Genomic DNA, 25,362 nt, shown 5'->3' with positions numbered 1-25,362 from the left:
CGGCACCGGCGCGCCCATGGCGGGCACCGCGTTCCCCGCACGCCGTGCCCGCGCCTCGGGAGAGCTTGATGAACGTGCTCGGCTTCGGAGACAACACCGTCGACCGCTTCGTGGACCGCGGCACCGACTACCCCGGCGGCAACTGCGTCAACGTCGCCGTCTACGCCCGTCGGCTCGGTCTGGACGCCGCCTACCTGGGAGTCTTCGGTGACGACGACCTCGGCACCTTCCTTCGTACGGCCGTGACGGCGCAGGGCGTTGCCGTGGACCACAGCCCGGTACGCGCGGGCGGGACATCGGTCTCCACCCTGCATGTGCGGGACGGCGACCGGGTGTTCCTCACATACGACGAAGGCGGTGAGGCCGTGCGCGCACCACTCGTCCTGAACCCCGGCCTGCTGTCCTACGCGGCATCCTTCACTCTCGTGCACTCCAGCGTCTACTCCCGCACCGAAGCCGAACTGCCCGGGCTCGCCGCCGCCGGTCCGCTGATCAGCTTCGACCTTTCCGACGAGGAGGAATTCCGTACTCCCGCCTACCTCGACCGGGTCTGTCCTCACGTGGACCTTGCGCTGCTGTCGTGCTCGCACCTGGACGAGTCCGCGACGCGCGGGCTGCTCACGGAGGTGGTGGGACGGGGTGCCGGGATGGCGCTCGCCACGCGTGGCCTCGAGGGAGCGATCGCGCACGACGGACGTGTCACGGCCACCGCGCCGGCCCGCTTCGCGGACCCTGGGACGATGCGCGACACGATGGGCTGCGGAGACGCCTTCCTCGCCGGGTTCGTCGTGAGCCTCCTCCGTAACGGCTGGTCCCGGCGGGTCCCGCCGGGACCGGAAGCGTTGGATCACGCACTGCGCCAGGGTGCACAGGCGGCCTACCAACAGTGCTTCGTGGAGGCGGCCTTCGGCTGCGGCCGCCCGACGGCGGACACCGATGCGGCTGCCGTCTAGCTGGATGCCGCCGCTCACTCCGAGCCCCGCGCCGAGGTCGGAGTCGCGGCTGACGGTGACGTCGGCGGCTTCGAGGGACCTTGTGTGCGTGACGGGTCGGTTGTGATGAATTGGGATTGCGACTCCCGTCCGGTTGGGTTTACGTTGCTCTGCTTTGCTCCGATCGGAAGGAAAGCGGATGGACGTTCCCTCCTTGCACAGCCAGTTCCTCGGCGACGTGCTTCCTCGGATCCGGCAGGATGCGCGAGTGGCCGGCGTGGCGATCACCGGGTCCTTCGCGGAAGGCCGCCCCGATGTCTACTCGGACCTGGACCTGATCCTGGTCGTCGATGACGAGGCGTACGACATGGTCATGGGGGAGCGGCTCGTGCTGATCGGCTCCTGGGCCCCTCTGGTGGCCGGATTCACCGGGGAGCATGTCGGCGAGCCGCGCCTGATCATCACGCTCGTCGGGCCGCCCCTCCTGCACGTCGACTTCAAGTTCGTCAGAGCCTCCGACTTCGCCGAGCGGACCGAGGACCCGGAGATCCTGTGGGACCGGGACGGCCTCCTAGCCGGCGCCCTCGCCCAGCAGCCGCCGGTCACTCCGGCTTTTGACCTGCAGTGGATCGAGGACCGGTTCTGGATCTGGGTGCACTACGGTGCGACGAAGCTCGGCCGCGGAGAGCTGTTCGAGACCATCAGCTTCCTCACCTACCTGCGCGAGACCGTACTCGGCCCCCTCGCTGCCTACCGGAGGGGAGCGATCCCCCGTGGTGTACGCCACCTGGAGACCATCGCGCCCGAAGAGGCTCGCGACCTTCGGGCAACTCTGTGCGGCTATGACCGCCACGAAGCCGGACGGGCGCTACTCGCCACCGTTGATCTCTACCGCCGATGGTCCGATGCCGCTGGAGCGATCGTCGAACGGCGCCACCACGCCGAGAAGCTCGCCATGCAGTACCTCCACGACGTCACCGACCACGGCTGCTGACGCAGTCGCGATCTCAGGGGCTTGATCTCGACGGTAGCCACAGGGTTCGAAGGGCAGCGAACCCGACGCCGGCTGACATGGCATGCACGCAACTCATACGTGGGGAGGAGCGGGCACTGATACCCCAGGTGGAGGTGAGTCGTCCCGTCTGGTGCTGAGCGACCAGCACGCAATGACGGCAGACGCACGATGACGCGGGTACCGCGCGGGAGCGATCTTGGGTACTCACCCGAGTTCCGACCTGGAGTACCTTCTTCGTGGCTACCTTCTTGTATCGAGTGGGCCGTACGGCCTTCCGGCGGCGATGGCTCGTCGTACTGCTGTGGGCCGTGCTGCTCGGCGGCCTCGGTGCCGGCGCCGCCACGGCGCCGGGCGCCGGCGACGACGACAGCTCCTTCATGCCGGGTATCGAGGCCCAGAAGGCCTTCGATCTGATCAGCGAGCGCTTCCCCGGGGGCGCCGACGCGAACGGGGCCAGCGCCCGCATCGTGTTCATTGCCCCCGCCGGGGAGAAGGTCACCGAGGGGGACAACCGGGCCGCCATCGACAAGCTGGTCGACGAGGCCGCCGGCGGCAGCCAGGTCGCCGTCGCCACGAGCCCCTTCCGGGCGAACGCCGTCAGTGAGGACGCCTCCACGGCGTACGCCACGGTCGGCTTCAAGGTCGCGTCCGGTGACCTCACCGACGCGAGCAAGAGCGCGTTGAAGAAGACCATTGACGAGGCCCGCGACGCGGGCCTGACCGTCGAGGTGGGCGGTGACGCGCTGGCCTCACCTCCTTCGGCGGGCGGCTCCGCGGAAGCCATCGGCTTCGGGCTGGCCGCAGTGGTGCTGCTGATCACCTTCGGCTCGCTGGCCGCAGCCGGACTTCCGCTGCTGACCGCCCTCGTCGGGGTCGGTGTCACCATGGCCGCGATCCTCGCCCTGGGCAGCACCTTCGGCCTGACCGCCACCACCGGGACGCTCGCCTCGATGCTCGGTATCGCCGTCGGCATCGACTACGCCCTGTTCGTCGTCTCCCGTTACCGGGAGGAGCGGACGAAGGGCCACGAGGCACGTGAGGCCGCCGCGCTCGCTGTCGGCACGGCCGGCTCCGCCGTCGTCTTCGCCGGTCTGACGGTCGTGATCGCCCTGGTCGGGCTGTCGGTGATCAAGGTTCCGATGCTGACCAAAATGGGCGTGAGCGCAGCGGGCGCCGTCGCGGTGGCCGTGCTGGTGGCCCTGACCTTGGTCCCGGCGCTGCTCGGCATGTGGCCGAACGCGGTGCTGTCCCGCCGGACACGCAAGGAGGGCCGTGCCGGGTGCTCTCCGGAGCTGGACAACGCGGGCACGCGGTGGGCGCGCTTCGTGCTGCGTCGGCCCGTCGCGGTGCTGCTGGTCTGTGTGGCGGGCCTCGGGGCACTCGCCCTGCCCGCCGCCCAGCTCGAGATGGGCATGCCGGGCGCGGAGGCCAAGCCGACTTCGTCGACCGAACGGCGGGCCTACGACGCCCTCGCCGAAGGGTTCGGCGCGGGCTTCAACGGACCGCTGACGATCGTCGTGGACGCCAGGGGCGCCGACGGCCCCGGGACGGCGGTGGCTGCCGTCGTCGACAGGATCAAGGCGACCGATGACGTCGTCTCCGTTTCCCCTGCGAGCTTCAACGACAGGGGTGACACTGCGCTGGTCTCGGCCGTCCCCTCCACCGGTCCGAACGACGAACGGACGAAGAATCTGGTGCAGGCCATCCGCGGGGAACGGACCGCTCTGGAGGCCGATACCGGTGCAACCTTCGAGGTGACCGGCTCCACCGCGATGAACATCGACGTGGCCCAGGCTCTGCAGGACGCTCTGGTGCCGTACCTGACCGTCATCGTCGGCCTGGCCCTCGTGCTGCTGCTGGTGGTCTTCCGTTCGGTCCTCGTCCCCGTCAAGGCGGCCTTCGGGTTTCTGCTGTCGGTCCTGGCGGCCCTCGGGGCGGTGGTGGCCGTCTTCCAGTGGGGCTGGGGAGCGGAGTTGCTGGGTGTGGAGCAGACCGGCCCGATCATGAGCCTGATGCCGATCTTCCTGGTGGGCATCGTCTTCGGACTGGCCATGGATTACGAGGTGTTTCTCGTGTCGCGCATGCGGGAGGCGTACGCCCACGGGGAAAGCCCCACCCAGGCCGTCGTTTCCGGCTTCCGGCACAGTGCCCGCGTGGTCACTGCCGCCGCAGTGATCATGATCGCGGTCTTCTCCGGCTTCATCGGGTCCGGCGAGTCCATGATCAAGACGATCGGCTTCGGTCTGGCCATAGCAGTGCTCTTCGACGCCTTCGTGGTCCGGATGGCCCTGGTGCCGGCGGTGCTTGCCCTCCTCGGCGACAAGGCGTGGTGGCTGCCGCGCCGGCTCGACAAGGTGCTCCCCGACGTGGACATCGAGGGAAGCGGCCTCACCGTCCGGCCACACGCGTCCGACGGTGACGCGACGCACCCGCGGGAAACGGTCCGCGTCTGACGCGGGGGGCGTACCGGGCCGGCGTGCCGAGCGGTGCGGCGGCCTGGTCTGTCACCCTGGTCGGACCGCACGTACAGCACCAGGAGGAAGGCACGATGGAAACGGCCTGGCGGCACCGGCCCGGGTACCGGTCCCGGACCCTCGGCACGGCCGTGCCCGCCGGACTCGTCCTGGTCACGGCCGCCGGCTGTCTCGCCACCGGCTGGCTGGTCTCCGCACCCCTGGCCCAGTGGCCAGGTTTCCTGCTGAGCCTCGTCGCCGGAACGGCGCTGCACTGGCGGCACCGCCATCCGCTGCCGGTGCTGGCCGTGACCACCCTGTGCACCGTGGCGATGGGAGCCGTGGGATTCCTGCTGACCCCGATCATCATGGGACCACTGCTGGTCGCGCAGTACTCCGTCACCCTGCGCCGCCACCGGCGCACCGCCTGGCTCAGCGCGTCGATCACGGCGGCGAGCATGATCGTCGCCGGGCTGGGGATCGGACTCGGCGCCGGTCTCCGGCACTCGCTGATCATCGCCTTCATCAACCCGGCGGGGTGGGTGCTGCTGACAGCGGCCTTCGGCAGTTACGTCCGGGTGCGCCGGGAGTACGCCGCCGCCCGGGCCGAGCACATGGAGCGTGAGCGGGAGGAACTGGCCCGTCACCGGGTCGTCCAGGAACGCATGCGCATCGCCCGGGAACTGCACGATGTCGTCGCCCACCACCTGGCGCTGGCGAACGCGCAGGCAGGCACGGCCGCACACCTGGCCCGGTCGAACCCGGACCGGGCCGTGGAGATGCTGGAGAACCTCTCCGGCACCACCGCCGAGGCGCTGCGCGAGATGAAACGCACCGTGGGCCTGCTCCGCCAGGACACCGACACTTCCGAGGAACTGGGTCCGGCTCCCGGCCTCGACCAGCTCCCCGACCTGGTCACCACCTGTTCCGAAGCGGGCCTGGACGTCCGTGTCGAGGTACGGGGAGAGCCGCGCGCCCTGCACCCCGGCCTCGACCTGACCGCGTACCGGATCGTCCAGGAGGCGTTGACCAACGTCGCCAAACACGCCGCCACTTCGCGCGCACGCGTGCGGCTGGCCTATACGGCACACGACCTGACGGTCGCCGTCACCAACGACGCCGATCCTCGAGCAGGCGCGGCCCCACGCCGTGCGGAGCGGGGTTTCGGACTGGCCGGCATGCGCGAACGGGTCCTCGCCGCAGGGGGGAGCTTCCGGGCCGGACCGCGTGCGCGTGGCGGCTTCGAAGTCCTCTGCTCCCTTCCGCTGAACGACGACGAACGGTCCGCCGCATGACCATCCGTGTGCTGCTCGCCGACGACCAGACCCTGCTCAGGGCCACCTTCCGCATCCTGATCGAGTCCGAACCGGACCTGACGGTCGTCGCGGAGGCCGCGGACGGCCGGGAAGCGGTCGAGCTCGCGCGCACCCACCGTCCGGACGTGGTCCTCATGGACATCCGGATGCCCTCGACCGACGGGCTGGCCGCTACCGCCGACATCTGCGGACGCGAGGAGCTGTCCGGCACCCGGGTTCTGGTGCTCACGACCTTCGAGAACGACGAGAACGTCGCCCGTGCCCTGCGCGCCGGGGCGAGCGGTTTCCTCGGCAAGGACGTCAGCGCGGACGCTCTCCTTGCGGGCATCCGCACCGTGGCCGTGGGCGACGCGCTGCTGTCGCCCACGGCCACCAAGGCCCTGATCGCCCGCTTCCTCGCCGCGCCGGAGACCGACGGCCCCCTGGCCGTGCCCGGACGCGTCGCCGCGCTCACCGCCCGCGAACGCGAGGTCGTGACCCTCGCCGCACTGGGCCGGTCCAACGGCGAGATCGCCGACGAGCTGTTCCTGAGTCCCCTGACCGTCCGCAGCCACATCCAGCGTTCCATGACCAAGCTCGGTGCCCGTGACCGTGCCCAGCTGGTGGTGACCGCCTACCAGGCTGGACTGGTGCGGGCGCACCCCCCGGCGGACGACTGACCGTGGACTCCGGACCAGCCGGTCCATTTACGGGGAGACGGACGCCAATCCCTAGCTCCTTCTCGTGGTCGTGGGGATGTCCATGCCTTCACCGGCAGTCGGCGATCCGCCCGTGGTGTGCGGATGCGGATGCAGACCGTCGAGCAGGACGCGGATCAGGGCGCCGGGGAAGTCAGGGCCGTTGTCGATGCCGGCGAGCGCGACGAGGCCGTCGAGGATCTGTCCGAGAGAGACGTCGTCGCGTACTTCTCCGCTGCGTTGGGCGGCGCGGAAAAGGGGTTCGCCGGCCGCGATCGTGCGGGAGCGGCTGGCGCGGAGGATGGGAGTGCCATTGGCGGATTCGGAGAGGAGGACGGAGGCGAGAGGTCCCTTGCGGGCGCCGATGGCGTGGAAGCGCATGAGCCAGGCGAAGAAGGCCTCGCCAGGCGTGTCGCCACTGACGGATTCGGCGGCTTGGCACATGTCGTCGACGGTGTGACGGAAGAGTTCCTCAACCAGTTCGAGTCTGCCGGGGAAGTTGCGGTAGAGCGTGGCCATGCCGACGCCGGCACGTCGGGCGATCTCGGCCATCGACGGTGCGGCACCGGGTTCGGCGAAGGCCTCGCGGGCGACCGCGATGATCTTCGACCGGTTGCGCTCGGCGTCGGCACGTCGGGCAGGGGCGGGCTCAGCGCTCACGGCGGGATGCATCCTTCCTTCGGCGTCGGAACCAGCGTACCGGACACCCTTCCCACTTCCCCTTGTAAACGGATAGCCTGTCCGTTAAGTTAAGTGGACAGGCAATCCGTTTGGTGTGGATCTGCCTGTCAGGACACCAGGAGAGGAACAACCATGACCGCAACTGTGAGCGTCCCGCCCGTCGCCGAAACCGCCCGCCGTGACCTCCCCGCGTTCGTACGGGCCGGGGAGCGGATGATGTGGGTCGGAGGCCGAGAGGTCGCCGCGGTCTCCGGACGAACGCTGCCGAACACCGACCCGGCCACCGAGGAGACGCTGGCCAGTGTGCCGCGCGGCGAGGCAGCCGACGTCGACGCCGCGGTCCACGCCGCGCGCGCGGCGTTCACCGATCCCGCCTGGGCGGAAATGGGCCCTGACCGGCGCGGCCGGATCCTGAACCAGATCGCCGACGTCATCGAGGAGCACGCCGACGAACTGGCCACCATCGACTCGGTCAACATGGGCGCACCCCGCATGCTGACCGCGCACATGCTGGCCGAGGCGAGTGAGGTCTTCCGCTACTACGCGGGCTGGCCTACCAAGCTGTCCGGCGTGAGCGTTCCCGCAGGCAAGGACCGCATGGCCTACACCCGCAAGGAGCCCCTCGGTGTCGTCGGCATCATCTGGGGCTGGAACGGTCCGATGGGCCAACTGCCCGGCAAGCTCGCCCCGGCCCTGGCCGCCGGCAACACCGTCGTGCTCAAGCCGGCCGAGACCGCCTCGCTGAGCACGCTGCGCCTGGCCGAGCTGCTGGCCGGCACCGACCTGCCGGCCGGTGTCGTGAACGTCGTCACCGGCCTGGGTGCCGAGGCGGGACAGGCGCTGGTCACGCACCCCCATGTCGCGAAGATCGCCTTCACCGGGTCGACCGCGACCGGCAAGCTGGTCCAGCGCCAGGCCACCGACACGCTCAAGCGCGTAACGCTCGAACTGGGCGGCAAGTCGCCGTCGGTAGTCTTCGCCGACGCCGACCTCGACGTCGCGGTCCGCGGCGTGGCGGCCGGCTTCCTGGGCAACGCGGGACAGGTCTGCGTCGCCGGATCACGGGTGTTGGTCGACGAGAGCATCCGCGAGGAGTTCGTCGAGAGGTTGCTGAAGACGATGGAGGCATTCACCCCGGGCGACCCGCTGACCCAGGGCACGCTGGTGGGACCGCTCTCCACCAAGGCGCAGTTCGACCGCGTCAGCTCCTACCTCGACATCGCCCGCGAGGAGGGCGCGAACGTGGTGACCGGCGGCGGGCGTTTCGGTGACCACGGATACTTCTTCACCCCCACCCTCCTCGACGACGTCCGCCCCGACATGCGCGTCGTCCGCGAGGAGATCTTCGGCCCCGTCGGCGTGATCACCACCTTCACCGACATCGACGACGCCGTCGCCCAGGCCAACGACACCGACTACGGACTGGCCGCCTCCGTGTGGACCACCGACCTCACCACCGCACACCGCATGGCCGCAGCGATCGAGGCCGGCACCGTCTGGATCAACACCTGGGCCGAGATGAGCACCGGCAACCTCCCCTTCGGCGGTTACAAGCAGTCCGGCCTGGGCCGCGAAGGCGGCCTGGAAGGACTCGACACCTACACCCAGGTCAAGACCGTCCGCATCGCGCTGTGACCACGCCACCTGGCACTGCTCCGCGAGGCGGCCGACGCCCACGCAGAGCCCGCTCCGTCGTCTCGACCACCACCTCGTGAGGCAGGGCCGGAGGGTTCTCGAAGCTCGGACGAGAATGCATCCGGTACTGCTGGGCGTCGGCATCGCCCCTCGGCCGGACGTGTGCACACCCCGGCCCCTGGGATGGCAGGTTCTCTGCCGTGCCCGAGCGCGCACAGCTTGTGCCTCCGAGTGCCCTGTTGCCAGCCGTCGGGCACGCCGTCCAGGTAGACAGTGGTCACGGACCGATGATGGGCGAGCGGAAGTCGAAGCGAGTGAAACGAGGATCCCTCATGACCGATGAACCGATTCTGGTGCTCGCGGCCACCGGTGGACAGGGTGGTGCGGTGACGAGGGCGTTGGTCGGCCGCGGAGCCCGTGTCCGGGCGGTGGTACGCGACCCCGCCCGGCAAGCGGCACGGAAGCTCGCCGCAGCCGGGGCCGAGGTCGTCACCGGGTCGCTGAGCGACGCCGACTCTCTCACTGTGGCCATGGCCGGAGTGAGGGCGGTCTTCGCCTACACCACTCCGTTCGAGGCCGGCCTCGAAGCCGAAGTCGCACAGGGACGGTCGATCATCGCTGCCGCAACGCGGGCGTGCGTCCCGCACCTCGTGTTCAGTTCGGTGGCTGGAGCCAATCAGGACAGCGGGGTGCCGCACTTCGAGAGCAAGGCACTGATCGAAGCGGAGTTGGCCTCGGGAGACGTCCCGCATACGGTGCTGGGACCCACGTACTTCTTCGACAACGCACTTGGCGGAGCCGAGCGCATCCTCGATGGTCTCCTGGATCTGCCGCTGCCGGGGGACCGTCCGTTGCAGCAGCTCGACCGCGCAGATCTCGGGGCGTTCGCCGCGAAAGTACTGCTCGATCCGGTCGGGTACGCCGGTCAGCGCATCGAACTCGCCAGTGACGCGCCCACTCCCGTGCAGATGGCCGACGCACTGGGGGACGCCTTGGGGCGGGAGGTTCGGCACGAGCGCTTTCCGCTCTCGGCGGTGAAGGATCCTGACATGCATGCCATGTGGGCCTTCTTCAACAAGGGGGGATACCGCGTCGACATCCCAGCGCTCCACGGGGATCACCCCGAGATCAACTGGACCCGGTACGCGGACTGGGCCGGCCGTGCGTGGACAGCCGCCCGCTGAGCCCGCCCATCTCTGGTGCCGTGCATCGACTTCCTGAGCCGCGACGACCACCTGCGCCGGGCTCAGGCTCCGCCCCCCCCCCGGGCCTCAGTCGATCCCGATGCTCGCGCCCGGGACCAACCGGCGGTAGCGGGCCGGTACTCCAGGGCCCCGCTCTCCGAGGAAGCCCTCGACCATCGTGGTACCGATGTCGTTGAGGGCGCCGTCATGCACGGCGAAGGCTTCGCGAGGGGCGATCTCGCGCACGTAGTCGATCAGATCGCCGACCGTGGACCAGGGGGCGTGTACGGGCAGCAGAAGCGTGCTGACGGGAGTGCCGGGGACGGTCAGGGCGTCGCCGGGGTGGAAGAGGGTCTCCTCCACCAGGAAGCCGATGTTGGGAATGCGCGGGACATCCGGGTGGATGGGCGCGTGCCAGGTGCCGTGCACCTGGATGTCGAAGCCCGCAACACTGAAGGCGTCTCCGTCCCCGACGGCGGCTACCTGCGTGCCGAGGCCGTCCAGTCGCTTCGCGACGGAGGAGGTGGTCCAGATGCTCAGCCCTGGTCGCGCCGCGGCCGCCCGACGCAACACCTCCTCCGAGAAGTGGTCGAAGTGCTCGTGCGTGACGAGGACGGCGTCCGCGCCTTCCAGTGCCGCCGGGTCACTCAGACCGCCAGGGTCGATGACCAGGCGGCGCCCCTCCTTCTCGAGCCGCACACACGCATGACCGAACTTGGTGAGCTCCATGACTGCGATGTCCTTCCGTCTTCGCCACCAAAATATACAACCCAACTGTACAACTAGGTAGCGAAGCTCCGGCTACGATGGCTTCATGGACGAAGACGCGCTGGCCGAGGATCTGCGGCGAGAACTCGGAGAACTGGTACGGGCGGTACGAACCGTCGACACCATGCCGACCGGCGAGGCCGCCATCCTCGGATTCCTCGACCGCCGCGGCCCCCTGACCACAGCCGACCTGGCCCGACTGCGCGGCGTCACCCACCAGTCGGCCGCCAAGTCGGTCAAAGCACTCTCCGGCGATGGCCTGGTCCGGCCGGAGCCGCACGCCGACGACGGCCGCAAGTCCGTGCTGCACCTCACCGACGCCGGCCGCTCCCGCCTCCGACGGGAACGCGCACTCCGCGCGGGCGCCCTCGGCGCCGCCATCCGTGAGACCTTCGACCCCGACGAAATACAGCTGCTCAGCGAGTCCGTCTCCCTGCTGTCCCGGCTGACGGCCCGCCTTACCGGACACTGACCGAGCATGGCGTGACCACGGCGTCGAAGCCAGGCCGAGTGCCCGCGATATCGGTCGACCCCGTACCGGTGGGCGCGTACGACCGTGTAGGACCCCCGGGTGAGTGTGCGGTCGTCCAGGCCGCCCTCGTCAGGGGCGCCGTCGTGTGGTCGAGAAGGTACGGGCGCTGGGGGCGAGGGCGGCGATGGCAGGTGCCGCGAAGCAGATGAGCGCGCAGCCCGTGAGGACCGCTGTGGCGCCGAAGGCGTCGATGGCGGGGGCGATGACGGCGAGTCCGGCCGGAGCGAGGCCGTAGGAGAGCAGGAAGTCCAGTGAGGAGACACGGGCCAGCTTGTCCGGGGCGACCTCGCGTTGGGCGGCGGTGAACCACGGCACGTTGAACAATTCGACGCCGAGGCCCGCCATGGCGTAGGCGGCCATCACGAGGGCCGGGTGCACGGGGAGCACCAGGCTGAGCGGGGCGAAGCCGTAGGAGGCCAGGCCGGCGAGGGCGGCCCAGCCGGGGGAGCGTGGGCGCCACCGCGCGATGAGCAGTGCGCCGCCCAGCGCTCCGGCGGTGTAGGCGGTCATCGCGCCCGCGAGGACGACCTCGGTCCCGTACTCGTCGCGGCTGACCATGGGGAGGGCGACGCCGGTCGCGGAGTAGCCGGTGGCTATGACGGCTGTCAACGCGCCCAGACCGGCGAGGAACCAGGGGTGCCTGCGCGCCTCGCGGACACCCTCCGTGAACTCCGCGAGGAAGGACGACCGGCCCGTCCCGGCCGAAGGCTCCGACGCGTCTTTCGCAGCCCCCGGCCGCGCGCCGCGTCCGGGAACGCAGGCCGCGACGAGCCAGAGCAGGCCGATGCCCACCAGCAGGGCCCAGGTCTCCAGGAAGGCGGCGAGGAGCGCGGCCAGGGAGGGGCCCACGAGTGTGGTGACCCGTACCGCCAGGGTCATCGCGGCGTTGGCCTGCTGCCTGCGACCGGTGTCGACCACCTCGGCGGTGAGGGCCTGGTAGGCGGGTCGGCAGGCGCCCTGGCCGGCTCCCGCTGCCGCGGCGGCCGCTGCCATCAGCACCACTGAGCGTTCCAGCCCGGCGGCGATCACCGGGGCTGCGGCTCCGGCGGTAAGTCCCGCCCACAGTACGACGCCGCGGCGGGAGTGCCGGTCGGCGAGCACTCCGGCCACGGGCACCGCTGCGAGGAACCCGACGGTGCGTGCGGCGAGCAGCAGGCCGAGGTCGGTGGCTGCCAGGGTCCGGTCGTAGACGGCGAGGCCGAGGACGAAGGGCAGGGCCCAAGTGGCCAGGCCCGAGGCGGTGGCGCCTGTCCAGAGGCGGAGGAAAGGGAGGTCGAGCAGGATCGAGCGCTGCTTCGTGGGAGGGGACACTGCGGCGGTCGGAGGGGCGGATGGGGTGGGCACGGGGGAGTACTCCTGTCCTGTTTGCGGCAACGGACTGCATGTGATCCGGCTACAACTTCCCTGCTCGGCCAGTGAAGTTGAGCAATGGGGGCGGCTGGCGCACGGCGGGCAGCGCGGCGGGAGCAACACACTATCGCACTGATAATCATTTCCATTAGAGTCCTACCTGACGCCCCGTCGTGACGGATGTCGCGACTCCGTGCCACCCGCTGGCCTGGATTGCCTGCCGGGGCAGGGGGCGTGTTAGGTTCCTGCACATGAACATGATTTTCATTAGTGAGGGAAAGTGAAGCTATCGCACAGGCCTCCGCCCGCGGGCTCTGTGTCCTCGGCTGACGCTGGCGCGGACGTGGTCGTCCCCGCAGAGGCGTTGGCGCCCCGTCCCACGGAGGCTGTACGAGCTCGACTCGCGTCCCGGCGGGTACTGCTACTCAGCTGCGCGGTGTTGGCCGGAATCCTGCTCATTTCCGTCGTCGTTGCCATCGGGCTCGGCCCCGCGGTCGTCACCCCGGGGGAGACCGCCCATCATCTGTGGGCGGCTCTCAGCGGAGGGCGCATCACCGCGGACGAGGTGACGACGTACCAGATCATCTGGCAGATCCGTACGCCGCGAGTGCTGCTGGCGGCGCTGGTGGGGGCCGGGCTGAGCGCGGTCGGTGTGGCGATCCAGGCCATGGTGCGCAACGCTCTGGCCGACCCCTTCGTCCTCGGCGTCTCCTCGGGCGCCTCCGTCGGTGCCGTCGGCGTCACCGTCACCGGGGGGCTCGCCGCACTCGGCGTCTACGCCGTCTCCGCCGGCGCCTTCGTCGGCGCGCTTGTCGCCTCGCTCCTGGTGTACTCGGCCTCCTCCAGCAGGGGCGCGCTGTCACCGCTGCGCCTCGTGCTGACGGGCGTGGCCATGTCGCTGGGCTTCCAGGCTGTCATGAGCCTGACCATCTACTTCGCGCCGGACAGCGAGGCGACGAGCATGGTCCTGTACTGGACCATGGGCAGTTTCGGCGCCGCGACCTGGGGCGCGTTGTCCGTCGTCTCCGTCGTGGTGCTGGCCGGACTCGCGGCCCTGCACCGCCACGGGCGGGCACTGGACGTCCTCTCCCTGGGCGACGAGACCGCCGCGAGCCTCGGCTTCGAGCCCGACCGGTACCGCAAGGTGCTGCTGGTGCTCGTCTCGCTCGTCACGGGCGTCATGGTCGCCGTCAGCGGCGCCGTCGCCTTCGTCGGTCTCGTCATGCCGCACGTGGTGCGGATGGTCGTCGGTGCCACGCACGCCCGCGTGCTCGCCGTGGCTCCTCTGGTCGGAGCGATCTTCATGGTGTGGGTGGATCTGGCGGCACGGACCCTGGTCGCCCCGCGCGAGCTGCCGCTCGGGGTCATCACCGCGCTCGTGGGGGTGCCCGTCTTCGTCGCCCTGATGCGCCGCAGGGGCTACACGTTCGGAGGGCGCTGACATGGACCTGAGACTCGACGCGCTCTCCGTGGTGACCGACGGCAAGAGCCTCGTGCACGAACTGTCCCTGGAGGTGGCGGACGGTCAGGTCGTGGGCCTGGTCGGCCCCAACGGAAGCGGCAAGTCCACCGCACTGCGGTGCGTGTACCGAGCCCTGCGGCCCAGCTCGGGAACCGTTCGGGTGGGCGAGCGGGACCTGACCCGGCTGCCGATGCGCCACAGTGCGCGGACCATCGCGGCGATGACGCAGGACGGTGGCGTCGACTTCGATTTCACGGTCGAGGAGGTCGTCGCACTCGGACGGGCGCCCCACCTCCGCGGCAACCAGGCGCTCAGTGACCGGGAACGCGGCCTGTGCGAGCGGGCGATGGACCAGCTCGACATCGGACACCTCGCGCACCGGGGCGTTCTGACGCTGTCGGGCGGCGAGCGCCAGCGCGTCCTGCTGGCCCGCGCGCTCGTGCAGGAACCGGAGATCCTCGTCCTGGACGAGCCGACCAATCACCTGGACGTCCGTCACCAAGTGGACCTGCTCTCGCTCCTGCGCGGGTCGGGACTCACCGTGCTGGTCGTCCTGCACGACCTGAACCTCGCCGCGGCGGCCTGCGACCGGATCGGCATGCTCTCCCGGGGCCGCCTGGTCGCCTCCGGCACGCCCGTGGAAGTGCTCACGACAGAGCTCGTCGGTGACGTCTTCGGCGTCAGGACCAGCGTCGTCTCCCACCCGCTGACGGGCGATCCCCAGCTCCTGTACTCGATCGACTCCACCCGCTGAAAGGCTGCCCACACATGCGTACATCCCTAACCCTCGCCACGGGTCGCAGGCCTGCCGCTCTCGGCTCCGCCCTGGCGGCGGCCCTGCTGCTCGGCGGATGTGGTGCCGAGGTCGAATCGAAGGCAGAGGAGTCCGGCAAGGTCACCGTCAAGCGCTGCGGTGAAGCGGTGGAGTACACGGTGCCCGAGCGGGCCGTCGCCTACGAAGGCGGCAGTGCGGACAAGCTGTTCGCCCTCGGTCTGACCGAGCACGTGTACGGCTATGTGATGCCTCCCGCGAACCCGCCGGTGAGCGAGTCCCCGTGGGCGTCCGACTACGCGAAGGTGAAGATGCTCAGCGACGACCTCCTGAACAAGGAGGTCGTGGTCAAGGCCAAGTCGGACTTCGTCGTGGCCGGCTGGAACTCCGGCTTCAAGGACGAGCGGGGCATCACGCCCGAGATCCTGGACAAGCTCGGCATCCAGAGCTTCATGCACACCGAGAGCTGCTTCAACTACCCCGGCCACCCCGAGAGGATGACCCCCTTCGAGGCGCTCTACACCGACCTCGAACGGCTGGGCAGGATCTTCCGGGTCGAGGAGAAGGCCACGGAAGTCGTCGGCGGGTTGAAGAAGCGCGTGGCGGAGGTCAAGGCCCAAGCCCCGGCGGGCGACCCGGTGCCCGTCTTCCTCTACGACTCCGGCACGGACCAGCCGTTCACCGCGGGCAATCAGGTGCCCCCCAACGACATCATCAAGACGGCAGGGGGCCGGAACGTCTTCGACGGCCTCGACGAGCGCTGGACCCAGGTCAACTGGGAATCCGTGGCCGAGGCCGAGCCCGAGGTCGTCGTCATCCTCGACTACGGCGACCTGCCCGCCGAAAAGAAGATCGACTTCCTGAAGAAGTCCCCTCACACCAGGGAACTCCCGGCCGTGAGGAAGAACAACTTCTTCGTCCTCGACTACAACGAGGGCATCAGCGGGCCCCGCAACATCGACGGCCTGGAGAAGTTCGCCACCTACCTGCGCGAACTCGAGGGCTGAGTCACCACGCGCCACGGTCTGCCCGACAGGCACGAACATCTGCCCGGCGGACCGGACTTCGGTGTGAACGCGCACCGCCCCGTCATACCTCGAGGAAAGGAACCCATGGACCGCCACGTGATCGGCCAGGCTCTCCTGGAGCAGTTGCCCCCACCGCTGCCCGCCGACCGGATCATCGCCCTCAACCAGCCCAGGGCCGACCTGCACACCACTCGTTCCTACGGGTGGAACGGCTGGACGTTCGACGTTCCGCCCGGCGTCTTCACACCCGGCTGGACCAGCCGCCTGATCCACGAACGGGTGCTCAACGGCCGTATCGAGACCCGTGGCCGCCGCTACGCCGCCATGGGCGTCGGCCTGGGAGTCGAGGCCGTCGCGGCGGGCGTCAGGGGCGCACGGGAGATCCACGCGCTCGATGTCCACCCGGAGAGCGTGGCCGCCGCCACCGGTCACTACCGGCGCCTGGTCGGCGCGCGGCCGGACACCGCGTTCCTCCCCGCGGTGAGTGACGTCTTCGACGCACTCCCGGAGGATGTCCGGCTGGACGTGGTCACCTTCAACCCGCCCGCCGTCAGCCAGACCGTCAGCGACGACCCCGACGTCGTACGCAACGTCTGCGTGGGCGCGCCGCTGCTGGCGAAGTTCTTCGCCCAGATCACGGAGAAGGACCTGCTGGCCCCCGGAGGCGAGATCTACGTCATCGCCTCCAACACCGCTGATCTGCGGGCCCTGGTCCAGCACGCCCTGGACCACGGGCTCAGCCCTCGGATCGACCATCTCCACGACTGGCAGGACGGCGTGCTGACCTTCCTCTTCCGCATCACCCACGACACGCCCCGCACCGGAGGAGAGCGATGAAGCACACCGAGGAACTCCTGGCCGCCGTCCTGGCGGGCGAGTACGGATCACGCCCCGCCGACCTCGTCGCCACCAGCGTGTTCTGGGTGCACCACGGCACCCGGCTGGCCGGCGGGAACACCACTTACCTCAACCAGTACGTCCTCGTCCGCCTGGGCGATTCCTTCGGCGGCTGCGCCTTCGAGACGGGCGAGGTCGACGCGTCCATATGCCGCGACGCCTCCGGTACCCCCATCGACACGCTGCTGCGCGAGGCGCCGACGCCGCTGCGTATCGCCGCGCTCGATGCCTACCTCAGCGCCGCCCACCCGCACCGGGAGGCGGCGGAGGCGGAACCGGTCACCCTGCCCGCCGGGACACCCGAGACCCGGGCGCTGGCCAGGGACGCGGCCGTCGCCGGGCTCCTCGACATCGACGCCGGGGCCAGGGTCGGCCTGATCGGGGTGGTGAACCCGCTCGTCGCGGCCATCCGCGAGCGCGGAGGCGATCCCCTGCTCTGCGACTTCAACCTGCGCACCACGCAGTGGGGCGACCCGGTCACCGACGACATGCACGAGATGCTCGACACGGCCGACGCGGTCGTGGCCACCGGGATGACCCTCAGCAACGGAAGCTTCGACACCGTCCTGGGACGCTGCCGCGAACGCGGCGTGCCTCTGGTGGTCTACGCCCAGACCGGCAGCGCGGTGGCGCGAGCCTTCCTCGGACGGGGTGTGACCGCCCTGGCCGCGGAGCCCTTCCCCTTTTCCCAGTTCAGCGCCGAACCCACCACGCTGTACCGCTACCGGGTGGCGGCAGACGCACGACGGCCGCCACCCGCCGGCCGCCACCCGCCGCCCGTCCCGCGCTGGGCACCGGAAGCGCGGCCTGCCATCACGGCGAGATCCTGCAGGGCGTCTTCCTCGACGAGCGGCGTCACCCCGTCCACGCGCTGGTCACGCTGCCTCTGTACGGACCGGGCAGCAACGCCCGGTTCGCGCACCGGCCCGGCAGCCCGCCGGAGGAGATGACGGTGACGCCCGCCGGCCGGACCAAGGCACGGGCGGCGGCCGTCCTCGCGGAACGGGTGTGCGCCGCCCTCCACGACACGGAGCCGTGCGGCGGGGAGCTGACCCTCACCGGGGACATCCCCGTCGGCCTCGGGATGGGCTCCTCCACCAGCGACGTCATCGCCACGGTGAGGGCGGTCGCCGACGCCTGGGGCGTGCTGCTGCCGTCGGAGACGATCGCCCGGATCGCGGTGCGGGCCGAAGGCGCCAGCGACCCCCTGATGCACACGTCACGTCCCCTGCTCTTCGCGCAGCGCGAGGGCCGTGTCCTGGAAGTCCTGGGCTCGGCGCTGCCGCCCGCCGTGGTGGTCGGGTGCGCGCTCGCCGGAGGCGCACCGGTCGACACCCTCTCCCTGCCTGCCCTCCACCACGACGACGACCTCGCCGCCTACGAACACCTGCGCCGTATGCTCCGCCGCGCGGTGAGCGCCGCCGACTCGGCACTGCTCGGCCGGGTCAGCACCGCCAGCGCCGGCCTGCGTCAACGCGTCCTGCACCACCAGGAGTTCCCCGCCCTCACCGGCATAGCGGACAGCACGGGCGCCGTCGGCGTGCAGATCGCCCACAGCGGCAACGTCGCCGGCATCCTCTTCGACCCCCGCACTCCCGGCCTGCGGCACAGACTGCGCCGCTGCACCCGTGCCCTGGACCGCGAGGGCATCGCACCGACCCGCACCTTCACCACCTTCGCGTCCCACACCAGCGAGGAGTTCCCGTGGACGAACACATCTCGGAAGCCATCGGCCGCCCGGACCTGATACGCCTCGACGACGGCCTCCTCTGCCTCCGCTTCGAAACCATGAAGGTCGTCTCCGCTCTCGCCGCCGTGAGCCACCTGCTCGACACCGGGGTCGTACGACGCGGCGACACCCTCGTCGACAGCTCCAGCGGCATCTACGCGTACGCGCTCGCCCTGGCCTGCCACCGCTACGGCATGCGCTGCCACATCGTCGGTTCCACCACCGTCGACCACACCCTGCGCACCCAGCTCGACATACTCGGCGCCCACCTGGAGCAGATGCCGCCCAGCAGCAGCCTCAAGCTCGACCAGAACCGCCGCGTCGACCGCGTCCGCGAGATCCTGCGGGAGAACCCGGACTACCACTGGATGCGCCAGTACCACGACGACGTCCACTACCTCGGCTACGAAGCCGTCGCCGAGCGGATACACGCCCGGACCGGCGGCGGCTCCCTCACCCTCGTCGGCGGAGTGGGCTCCGGAGCCTCCACCGGCGCCCTCACCCACTACCTCGGCAAACGCTCCGTCGACGTACGACTCGTGGGCGTCCAGCCGTACGGGAGCGTCACCTTCGGCAGCGGACACGTCGCCGACCCGGAGATCATCATCGCCGGCATCGGCAGCTCCATCCCCTTCGGCAACGTCCGTCACGACCTCTACGACGTCCTGCACTGGCTCGCCTTCGACGCCGCCCTCGCCGGGAGCGTCGACCTGCTGCGCCGGCACGCCGTGTTCGCGGGTCTGTCCACCGGCGCCGCCTACCTCGCGGCTCGATGGGAGCGGCGCGAGGAGCCCGGCCGTACGGTGCTGTTCGTCGCCGCGGACACCGGCCACCGCTACGTCGACACCGTGTTCGCGCGGCACCAGGAGGCCGCGCGTGTCCAGGACCTGGCCCCCCGGCCGGTCCGCGGCACGCACGAACTGACACTCCCCTGGTCGCGTATGAGCTGGGACGGGTCACCCGCACCCGAGGGAGCGCTGCTCAGGTCGGCCGCCGCAGGGGCGGGGCCGGGTGATGGCCGGAGAGCGTCGAAGTGTCAGCGTTCTCGCGCCGCCGGTGAAGGCGCGACGTCGATGTAGCGGACACCGGGAGCGGTCGCGGCCAGATGGCCTGCACGGAGGCGGAGGGTGTCGGCTCGCCCTTGCCGTCGGCTTGATCACCGTGCTGATGAAGTGTCCCGGGTGGGGCCCGGACGGTTCGACGTCTGGGCCCCACAGGGCGGGGGAGTGTCAGCGCTTCATGAGAGCGAAGACACCCCAGCTGAGGTACTCACGTCCGTAACGGGCGTAGTGGGCGGGCTCGGTGGTGAGTTCTTCCCGTACTTCGGGGGCGAGTTCGTCGTCCGGGTTCTCATCGAGCCAGCGGCGCATGCTGAGCCACTGGGCTGCGGCGTAGCGGTCCCAGCTGTTCTGGTCGGCCAGCATCATCTCCACGACGTCGTACCCGAGTTCCTGGAACTGCTCGATCAGAGCGGGGAGGAGCAGGAAGTCAGCGACGGAGGTGGCGTGGCATGCCTTGGCGGTCTCCTCGTCCGGAGGGGTATGCCGCCAGAACGGTTCGCCGATCAGCATCATTCCTCCCGGGCGGAGGCTGCGCTGGAGCAGTTGGGCCGTTCCGGCGACGCCGTTGCCGATCCAGGTGGCCCCGACGCAGGCGGCCAGATCGACCGGCTGGTCGGCGACGTGGCCGACGGCGTCACCGTGGATGAACTCGACCCGGTCGGCGACGCCGAGTTCGGCGGCGCGGGCTTGGGCCTGCTCGGTGAAGAGCGTGCTGATGTCGACGCCGGTGCCCGTGAAACCCAGGTCGCGGGCCCAGGTGCAGAGCATTTCGCCCGAGCCGCTGGCCAGGTCGAGCACCCGGGTCCCAGCGGGGAGGCGGAGGGATTGGCCCAGGGCGGCCAACTTGTCCTCGGTCAGCGGGTTGTGGATGCGGTGGCCGCTCTCGCGGATGGTGAAGATGCGGGGAAGGTCCATGACCGGATTCCTTTCTGTCATGCCTTGAAGTGGGGGGACTGCATGAGGGCGCGCGCCTGGCGCGAGATCTGCTTCATCGGCCGTTCCAGTTCGGCGCGCAGCCGCGCGTCGGTGCGGGAGGCGGCGTAGATGTTCTCGCGCTGCAGCCGCTGGTAACTGTCGAGGCGCCGCCGGGTGAGACGGCCGTCCTCAACGGCGGCCAGTACCGCGCAGCCTGGCTCGGTGGCGTGTGCGCAGTTGGCGAAGCGGCAGTCGCGGGCCAGCTCGTCGACCTTGGCGAAGGTGTGCTCCAGGCCGTCGTCGGCGTCGTGCAGGCCGCTGCCGCGTAGGCCCGGGGGGTCCAGCAGGACTCCGCCGTGGGGCAGCGGCACCAGTTCGCGCCAGGCGGTGGTGTGCCGGCCCTTGCCGTCACTGCCGCGTACCGCGCCGGTGGCCAGGAGGTCCTCGCCGAGCACGCGGTTGCCGAGGGTGGACTTGCCCGCGCCCGAGGGCCCGAGCAGGACGACCGTGCCCGACAGGACGGCGGTCAGGGAGGTGCGCGAGGAGGTGGAGCGGACCACGGAGGGCCGGCGTTCCAGTACCTCCACCACGGTGGTGGAGGTGGCCGGGCCAGCCGGACGGACGGCCACCCAGTCGCCGGTGCAAGGCGTCAGCCGATCACCGGTGCCAGAGGAGGGGAGGACCATCGCGCGGACGGGGCCGGTCTCGGCGACGACGTTGCACAGACCGCGCTCGGCCCGCACGACACGGCCCGGAACCAGTCCCTCGCCCCTCGATGGAGCGAAGGATCGCTCACGCACCGTGTCCCAGCCGTGGTCGGCCGGAGTCAGGACGCGCGAAGGATGGGAGAGAGCAGACGGGTGTGAAGCGTGTTGGTGAAACAAAGTGGAGACCCTTGGGAGGGGGTCTCGCCGGACGGCAGACATGCCGGAACCATTCCCGCGGAGGGGAGAACTGGCAGAGGAAAGGTCAGGCCGAGACCCGGGAGATGCGAACGAGTCGGGCACCGCACACAGCGGTGGTCACCACGACCGTCATCACGCATCTCCTCCGATCTCCATGAGTGGCATGGTCGCCACTGTCGCTGGAACCGTAGCATCTTCTGTGAATGTCCGAGCGCCTTCCCTTCGATGGCGCGACGATCTCGCGCAGGAGATCAGGGGCAGGCGTCGCCAGCTAGTGTTCCGCCAGTCGTCTTCGCTGATCATGGCGGTGGCGGGTCCGATAATCCGTTGGCGCCCGCTCATGGTCCATGGCTACTGTTCGGGCGTTCCGTCGAACCAGTCGGGCCTGCTGTGCCCCGGAGGGAGTGAGTTTTGTGCCCCGGCCTTTGCCGCGCGCGCCTCGCTGCACGGCTCCAGCCGTCACGTCCTCCTGCCTCCCGTCCTGCTCGGACGGCTACCGGACGCGGCTTTCCGGTGCTCTGACCTGCCCACTCACCCCGTAGCCCTCGCGCGCTGCGGCATACAGGGGCGCGTTTTTGGCGAGGCCGCTCGGCCTGCTCTTGCTGTCATGACCGACTTCTCAGCAAGGAGCCCTCCGGGTGTCCAGTACAAACAAGACTCTCTCCAGCGGCCCGAACTCCGTTCTGACCGGCACTTTCACCTGTTCGTGGTGCGGCCTGACGGTGTCCGCCGCCACTGGCGACGGCACACGGCGAAACCACTGCCCGTCGTGCCTGCACTCCCAGCACGTCCTCGACCATGTCGATGGTGGCCTCAGCGAATGCCAGGGCCGGATGTCGCCGATATCCGTCGCCGTGCTGCGTACCGGCGACTGGATGGTCATCCACCGTTGCGTACGCTGCGACGAGCTGACCTCCAACCCGATCTGCACCGACGACAACCAGCTCGTCCTGATGCGCATGGCCGTGCGTCCGCTGGCGCAACCACCGTTCCCGCTCGAAGCTTTCGGCGACCTGTGAACCGGAAGGAGAAGAAACCATGCCGAGACGAGCGAACAAACCCAGCACGCAGAGAACACGGCGGCCACAGCGGCACAAGGACGTCCTGCACCGTCAGGGAGGGCACCGGCGACACGATTTCCGGTGCGTGGGCTGCCGACTGGACGTGTCCTTGGACGCGCCCGGTACCACACACCGCAATCACTGCCCGAACTGCCTGGCCAGCCTGCACGTCGACCGCCGGATCCCGGGTGACCGGGCAGCAACCTGCCGTGGACGGATGGAAGCACTGAGCATGTCCGTGCGGCCCGACGGTGAGTGGATGATCATCCACCAGTGCCAGTCCTGCGGTGAGCTCAGCGCCAACCGGATCGCTGGCGACGACAATGCACTGGCCCTGGTGCGCCTCGCGCTGAAACCGCTGAGAGACAGCCGCATCGCCCACCGCGCGCTGCTTCAGCTGTGACCTGAGCCGCACCTCGCGGCGTCGCGCCGCAAGAACCGGGCAGAACGCCGACCGTTTCGGCGGCGTTCTGAACCCTGCTCTCGCCGGTGGTGCAGCGAGACCACACGAAGGGGCGAAGTGTCCATGTGCGGACGTGCTCGGACGCTTCGCCCCTTCTCGGCGTACTCCAACGGCCAGGGTCGCGGGCAACTGCCGCTGTCAGACCCAGGTGGCAGTATCACCGAAGTGAACGCCCTGAGGCGTCATCAACTCACCTCCGTAGCAACGAAGAGGAGCATTCCCCTTGCGACTGCAGTCGGCAGGTACCAGGTCGCCTGACCGGTACGCCGCCGCATCACAGCGCGTCGCCCGGGCGGCACCCTCTGCCGCACGCCCGGTCGCCGGAACGCCGAGAATCCGGGCGACGCTGCCTGCACCGCTGTGTGCCGGCGACCCAGCCCGGCAGGCCCTACGCCGGCTCGGCGCCCTCAGCAGAGCTCTGTGGTTTCGCCGCCCGGTGCGGTATGGGCCACTGACACCTCCGACAGCAGAAAGCGCGTTCTTCGATGACCGCACGACCCCCACGCACCGAGCGCAGCGGTCCGCAGACCGCTTCCGTCATGACCGACCTGCCGTTCAAGCCTCAGCTCGTCAGAGCGGTGTTCAGGGACGTGACCTCGTTGCACGTCTCCCGGCCGGCCGCGTGGGCCGCCGCGTCGGTGACACGGACCGTGCTGACGGAAATCATCGACGGCGCGAGAAGCGCGGCGGCCGAGGAGACCAGGAAGAGGCTGATTCCTAAGGACCTCATCTCGGCGATCGACCGGAACGTCGAGGTGGAGGTGGGATCGGCGTGGTACCTGCACAGCCCGACCTTCCACGGCCTGATGGGCGAGTTGCGCAACGCCGATGGTGCGCTCGTGTCTCTTCGTGAGCGCCGCGGGGCGCGTACACCGAGTGGTGTGGCTGGTGCCCACCGGTTCGAGGCCGGGGTGAGAAGGCTGCTGGGGATCCGGGGGGTGAGGGCGGTCCCGGTGCTGGTCCGCGACCTGGACGGAATCGCGAGCGTGTTCCTGACGGCCCTGGCCAGTGACGCGGCCAAGGTCGTCCGTGAGGGCGGGGTCAAGCGGTTCGGGACGGTCAGTCTGGTGGTGCCGGGCGAGCCAGCCCCAGCCTCGCTGCTCAACGACCCCCTCCTCGCCCTGTCCACCCGTCGCGGGGACGGGCGGACTGTCGGCGGGGACGACGTCCTGGCTGCCGTCACGATGCAGCTGTTCGGCGATCTCAGGCAACGGGCCCTAACCGAGGCAGCAGAGATGACACGGAAGACGTCGGCCAACTGATCGGCCCGCCCCTGCGTGTGCGGTCGCCAGAAAGGCGGCAGTAGTGACGGATCTTCCAGGCCTTCATCCGGGTACTCGAAGCGGGCACGGACCTTAGGTGAATCGCGCAGCTCATTACAAGCCCGGGACCGAAGCGTTGGTCGGGTACATAGCCTGCGACTCCGTCATTTCGATCATGATGCGAAGGCGCATGTGTCTGGTCGAGCGAGGTGGCCGCGGAGAACGGCGGTGCAGGCCGGGACGATGAGACACACGACCGGGTGGTCGTCGCACTGCGGCAGCCTTACACCTAGCGACGATCTGTTCATCGAGCGCCTCGAAGATGTCTGCGGCGAGCCGTTCGGCCATGCGCGGTGCCTTGGGCCGCAGCATGGATATCAGCCGTCGTCTGCCGGCTTTCCGCAACTGTGCTGGAGATTCCTGGCGTTCGAGCAGGAACAGGACGGCCGGGCGACCCATGGATCTTCGTAGGCCCCCGCCTCAGGCAAGGGCCTACGGCCCTGTTTGATCACTCCGGACAACCCGATCTGGGTGCGCTTGCTCAGACCGGATGAGTAGCTGAGCGCTGCCCCGCCTCCCGCCCGGGCGGCTTTGATCGACAGCATGAAGGCGAAGATCGTGGCCCCCGTGCTCGGGGTCGCCCTAGTGGCTCTTTTCGGGCTGACGGCCAAGGCGTGCGAGACGTTGCAGGGCGGGCCCGTGCACAGCACCGAGGAGTTCCGTGACCATGTCCGGGCCACCACCCGGGCTGGCGAGGATGCCTACCGCGCGCTGTCCCCGGCGCCGGCCAAGGAGCCGTACCCCTCTCGGCAGGGCAGCACCTCGTGCGTGGACGACTTCGGCTTCGACGACACCGGCGTCAGCCGGGATGAGCCCATCATCACCTGGGACCTGGACTTCGCCAGCGATGACGACTACCGCGCGGCGCTGGCATCCCTGCGGGCCACCTGGCGCGAGAACGGCCGCACCGTCGAGAACGTCGACAACGGCATCACCGCCACCCTCGATGACGGCATCCGGGTCACCCTCCACCTCGACTACTACAACGGCGAGCCCGAACTGCGCGCCGAGGGCACGTGTATGCGCTACCGGCACAACTACGGCGATGCATACGACTACATGTACGACGACAACGGAGACGGGACGATCGACGAATACGAGCGGCCGAACTGAGCGCGCGGCCGACACCGGCAACATCTTCAGAGAACAGCGGCCGAAGCCGCGACCTGGATCCCTGTACAAGCGTCAGCCAGAATCGGACAGC

23 protein-coding genes and 2 pseudogenes are annotated in these 25,362 nt (G+C 69.7%); 19 read left to right on the top strand and 6 right to left on the bottom strand.

Annotated features, from left to right (window positions below):
* Nucleotides 1–68: 68 nt before the first annotated feature.
* The 5 genes from ACFWJB_RS20550 to ACFWJB_RS20530 all read left to right on the top strand — a co-directional run bounded on the left by ACFWJB_RS20550 (nt 69) and on the right by ACFWJB_RS20530 (nt 6,375).
* On the top strand, nt 69–953 hold the full coding sequence (locus ACFWJB_RS20550) for a PfkB family carbohydrate kinase (protein ID WP_386923840.1): 885 nt from the start codon (nt 69–71) through the stop codon (nt 951–953).
* A gap of 178 nt (nt 954–1,131) precedes the next feature.
* Nucleotides 1,132–1,926: a nucleotidyltransferase domain-containing protein gene (locus ACFWJB_RS20545; RefSeq protein ID WP_386923838.1), complete on the top strand. Its 795-nt coding sequence runs from the start codon at nt 1,132–1,134 to the stop codon at nt 1,924–1,926.
* 257 nt (nt 1,927–2,183) lie between these two features.
* The gene (locus tag ACFWJB_RS20540) at nt 2,184–4,400 is read left to right on the top strand and encodes an MMPL family transporter (protein ID WP_386923836.1); all 2,217 of its coding nucleotides are present in this window, start codon (nt 2,184–2,186) and stop codon (nt 4,398–4,400) included.
* A 95-nt stretch (nt 4,401–4,495) separates the two neighbouring features.
* Complete coding sequence (locus tag ACFWJB_RS20535) at nt 4,496–5,695, top strand: sensor histidine kinase (RefSeq protein WP_386923834.1); 1,200 nt, start codon at nt 4,496–4,498, stop codon at nt 5,693–5,695.
* Nucleotides 5,692–6,375, top strand: a complete 684-nt coding sequence (locus tag ACFWJB_RS20530; RefSeq protein WP_386923832.1) for a response regulator — start codon at nt 5,692–5,694, stop codon at nt 6,373–6,375. The genes ACFWJB_RS20535 and ACFWJB_RS20530 overlap by 4 nt, the downstream gene beginning before the upstream one ends.
* 51 nt (nt 6,376–6,426) lie before the next feature.
* Here the strand turns inward: ACFWJB_RS20530 and ACFWJB_RS20525 are convergent, their stop codons facing one another.
* A complete protein-coding gene (locus tag ACFWJB_RS20525; RefSeq protein ID WP_386923830.1) occupies nt 6,427–7,065 on the bottom strand; it encodes a TetR/AcrR family transcriptional regulator in 639 nt (212 codons plus the stop codon).
* 141 nt (nt 7,066–7,206) lie between these two features.
* Here ACFWJB_RS20525 and ACFWJB_RS20520 point away from each other — a divergent pair, with 141 nt between their 5' ends.
* Both ACFWJB_RS20520 and ACFWJB_RS20515 read left to right on the top strand, forming a co-directional pair.
* A complete protein-coding gene (locus tag ACFWJB_RS20520) occupies nt 7,207–8,709 on the top strand; it encodes an aldehyde dehydrogenase family protein (RefSeq protein WP_386923828.1) in 1,503 nt (500 codons plus the stop codon).
* Nucleotides 8,710–9,041: 332 nt separating this feature from the next.
* Nucleotides 9,042–9,893: an NmrA/HSCARG family protein gene (locus ACFWJB_RS20515; protein WP_386923826.1), complete on the top strand. Its 852-nt coding sequence runs from the start codon at nt 9,042–9,044 to the stop codon at nt 9,891–9,893.
* 87 nt (nt 9,894–9,980) lie between these two features.
* Here ACFWJB_RS20515 and ACFWJB_RS20510 read toward each other — a convergent pair whose 3' ends face one another.
* Nucleotides 9,981–10,622: an MBL fold metallo-hydrolase gene (locus ACFWJB_RS20510; protein ID WP_385457644.1), complete on the bottom strand. Its 642-nt coding sequence runs from the start codon at nt 10,620–10,622 to the stop codon at nt 9,981–9,983.
* Nucleotides 10,623–10,707: 85 nt separating this feature from the next.
* Between ACFWJB_RS20510 and ACFWJB_RS20505 the strand changes: the two genes are divergently transcribed.
* Nucleotides 10,708–11,133, top strand: a complete 426-nt coding sequence (locus tag ACFWJB_RS20505) for a MarR family winged helix-turn-helix transcriptional regulator (protein ID WP_386923823.1) — start codon at nt 10,708–10,710, stop codon at nt 11,131–11,133.
* 129 nt (nt 11,134–11,262) lie between these two features.
* Here ACFWJB_RS20505 and ACFWJB_RS20500 read toward each other — a convergent pair whose 3' ends face one another.
* On the bottom strand, nt 11,263–12,504 hold the full coding sequence (locus ACFWJB_RS20500) for an MFS transporter (RefSeq protein ID WP_386923821.1): 1,242 nt from the start codon (nt 12,502–12,504) through the stop codon (nt 11,263–11,265).
* 475 nt (nt 12,505–12,979) lie between these two features.
* Here ACFWJB_RS20500 and ACFWJB_RS20495 point away from each other — a divergent pair, with 475 nt between their 5' ends.
* The 7 genes and pseudogenes from ACFWJB_RS20495 (at nt 12,980) to ACFWJB_RS20465 (ending at nt 19,510) form a co-directional block, all read left to right on the top strand.
* Complete coding sequence (locus ACFWJB_RS20495) at nt 12,980–13,984, top strand: FecCD family ABC transporter permease (RefSeq protein ID WP_386923819.1); 1,005 nt, start codon at nt 12,980–12,982, stop codon at nt 13,982–13,984.
* 1 nt (nt 13,985) lies between these two features.
* Nucleotides 13,986–14,759, top strand: a complete 774-nt coding sequence (locus tag ACFWJB_RS20490; RefSeq protein WP_385457636.1) for an ABC transporter ATP-binding protein — start codon at nt 13,986–13,988, stop codon at nt 14,757–14,759.
* Between the two features lie 14 nt (nt 14,760–14,773).
* Nucleotides 14,774–15,784: an ABC transporter substrate-binding protein gene (locus ACFWJB_RS20485; protein WP_386923816.1), complete on the top strand. Its 1,011-nt coding sequence runs from the start codon at nt 14,774–14,776 to the stop codon at nt 15,782–15,784.
* A 105-nt stretch (nt 15,785–15,889) separates the two neighbouring features.
* Complete coding sequence (locus ACFWJB_RS20480; protein WP_386923814.1) at nt 15,890–16,642, top strand: methyltransferase; 753 nt, start codon at nt 15,890–15,892, stop codon at nt 16,640–16,642.
* Nucleotides 16,639–17,442, top strand: a pseudogene (locus ACFWJB_RS20475) (Rossmann-like domain-containing protein); the annotation flags it as partial. The gene ACFWJB_RS20480 and the pseudogene ACFWJB_RS20475, both read left to right, overlap by 4 nt.
* A 212-nt stretch (nt 17,443–17,654) precedes the next feature.
* Nucleotides 17,655–18,449 (top strand): GHMP kinase, encoded by a 795-nt coding sequence (locus tag ACFWJB_RS20470; protein WP_386923812.1) that lies wholly within the window; start codon nt 17,655–17,657, stop codon nt 18,447–18,449.
* A complete protein-coding gene (locus ACFWJB_RS20465) occupies nt 18,407–19,510 on the top strand; it encodes a pyridoxal-phosphate dependent enzyme (protein ID WP_386923810.1) in 1,104 nt (367 codons plus the stop codon). The genes ACFWJB_RS20470 and ACFWJB_RS20465 overlap by 43 nt, the downstream gene beginning before the upstream one ends.
* Before the next feature lie 150 nt (nt 19,511–19,660).
* On the opposite strand, the gene ACFWJB_RS20460 is transcribed toward ACFWJB_RS20465, so the two are convergent.
* Entirely contained in the window at nt 19,661–20,407 is a 747-nt protein-coding gene (locus tag ACFWJB_RS20460) for an SAM-dependent methyltransferase (protein WP_386923808.1), read from the bottom strand.
* Between the two features lie 17 nt (nt 20,408–20,424).
* Nucleotides 20,425–21,333 carry a GTPase RsgA gene (rsgA, locus tag ACFWJB_RS20455; RefSeq protein ID WP_386923806.1) on the bottom strand — a complete coding sequence of 303 codons (909 nt, stop codon included), beginning with the start codon at nt 21,331–21,333 and terminating at the stop codon, nt 20,425–20,427.
* Between the two features lie 617 nt (nt 21,334–21,950).
* Here rsgA and ACFWJB_RS20450 point away from each other — a divergent pair.
* The 3 genes from ACFWJB_RS20450 to ACFWJB_RS20440 all read left to right on the top strand — a co-directional run bounded on the left by ACFWJB_RS20450 (nt 21,951) and on the right by ACFWJB_RS20440 (nt 24,098).
* Nucleotides 21,951–22,331: an RNHCP domain-containing protein gene (locus ACFWJB_RS20450; protein WP_386923804.1), complete on the top strand. Its 381-nt coding sequence runs from the start codon at nt 21,951–21,953 to the stop codon at nt 22,329–22,331.
* Nucleotides 22,332–22,350: 19 nt separating this feature from the next.
* On the top strand, nt 22,351–22,776 hold the full coding sequence (locus ACFWJB_RS20445; protein WP_386923802.1) for an RNHCP domain-containing protein: 426 nt from the start codon (nt 22,351–22,353) through the stop codon (nt 22,774–22,776).
* 545 nt (nt 22,777–23,321) lie between these two features.
* Nucleotides 23,322–24,098 carry a hypothetical protein gene (locus tag ACFWJB_RS20440; RefSeq protein WP_386923800.1) on the top strand — a complete coding sequence of 259 codons (777 nt, stop codon included), beginning with the start codon at nt 23,322–23,324 and terminating at the stop codon, nt 24,096–24,098.
* Nucleotides 24,099–24,392: 294 nt separating this feature from the next.
* Here the strand turns inward: ACFWJB_RS20440 and ACFWJB_RS20435 are convergent.
* Nucleotides 24,393–24,545: pseudogene (locus ACFWJB_RS20435) on the bottom strand (IS110 family transposase); the annotation flags it as partial.
* A 156-nt stretch (nt 24,546–24,701) separates the two neighbouring features.
* On the opposite strand from ACFWJB_RS20435, the gene ACFWJB_RS20430 reads away from it, so the two are divergent.
* Complete coding sequence (locus ACFWJB_RS20430) at nt 24,702–25,271, top strand: hypothetical protein (RefSeq protein ID WP_386923798.1); 570 nt, start codon at nt 24,702–24,704, stop codon at nt 25,269–25,271.
* Nucleotides 25,272–25,362: the final 91 nt, after the last annotated feature.

The organism is Streptomyces sp. NPDC127100 (genome assembly GCF_042724095.1).
In the GTDB taxonomy this organism is placed as follows: domain Bacteria; phylum Actinomycetota; class Actinomycetes; order Streptomycetales; family Streptomycetaceae; genus Streptomyces.
The sequence above is the reverse complement of the archived record's forward strand: the minus strand, read 5'-3'. Positions and strand labels throughout refer to the sequence as shown.

Bases quoted from the DNA above. Each gene is read 5' to 3' on its own strand.
- ACFWJB_RS20550 (WP_386923840.1), top strand. From the start codon at position 69: ATGAACGTGCTCGGCTTCGGAGACAACACCGTCGACCGCTTCGTGGAC.
- ACFWJB_RS20545 (WP_386923838.1), top strand. From the start codon at position 1,132: ATGGACGTTCCCTCCTTGCACAGCCAGTTCCTCGGCGACGTGCTTCCT.
- ACFWJB_RS20535 (WP_386923834.1), top strand. From the start codon at position 4,496: ATGGAAACGGCCTGGCGGCACCGGCCCGGGTACCGGTCCCGGACCCTC.
- ACFWJB_RS20530 (WP_386923832.1), top strand. From the start codon at position 5,692: ATGACCATCCGTGTGCTGCTCGCCGACGACCAGACCCTGCTCAGGGCC.
- ACFWJB_RS20525 (WP_386923830.1), bottom strand. From the start codon at position 7,065: ATGCATCCCGCCGTGAGCGCTGAGCCCGCCCCTGCCCGACGTGCCGAC.
- ACFWJB_RS20520 (WP_386923828.1), top strand. From the start codon at position 7,207: ATGACCGCAACTGTGAGCGTCCCGCCCGTCGCCGAAACCGCCCGCCGT.
- ACFWJB_RS20515 (WP_386923826.1), top strand. From the start codon at position 9,042: ATGACCGATGAACCGATTCTGGTGCTCGCGGCCACCGGTGGACAGGGT.
- ACFWJB_RS20510 (WP_385457644.1), bottom strand. From the start codon at position 10,622: ATGGAGCTCACCAAGTTCGGTCATGCGTGTGTGCGGCTCGAGAAGGAG.
- ACFWJB_RS20505 (WP_386923823.1), top strand. From the start codon at position 10,708: ATGGACGAAGACGCGCTGGCCGAGGATCTGCGGCGAGAACTCGGAGAA.
- ACFWJB_RS20490 (WP_385457636.1), top strand. From the start codon at position 13,986: ATGGACCTGAGACTCGACGCGCTCTCCGTGGTGACCGACGGCAAGAGC.
- ACFWJB_RS20485 (WP_386923816.1), top strand. From the start codon at position 14,774: ATGCGTACATCCCTAACCCTCGCCACGGGTCGCAGGCCTGCCGCTCTC.
- ACFWJB_RS20480 (WP_386923814.1), top strand. From the start codon at position 15,890: ATGGACCGCCACGTGATCGGCCAGGCTCTCCTGGAGCAGTTGCCCCCA.
- ACFWJB_RS20460 (WP_386923808.1), bottom strand. From the start codon at position 20,407: ATGGACCTTCCCCGCATCTTCACCATCCGCGAGAGCGGCCACCGCATC.
- rsgA (WP_386923806.1), bottom strand. From the start codon at position 21,333: ATGTCTGCCGTCCGGCGAGACCCCCTCCCAAGGGTCTCCACTTTGTTT.
- ACFWJB_RS20445 (WP_386923802.1), top strand. From the start codon at position 22,351: ATGCCGAGACGAGCGAACAAACCCAGCACGCAGAGAACACGGCGGCCA.
- ACFWJB_RS20440 (WP_386923800.1), top strand. From the start codon at position 23,322: ATGACCGCACGACCCCCACGCACCGAGCGCAGCGGTCCGCAGACCGCT.
- ACFWJB_RS20430 (WP_386923798.1), top strand. From the start codon at position 24,702: ATGAAGGCGAAGATCGTGGCCCCCGTGCTCGGGGTCGCCCTAGTGGCT.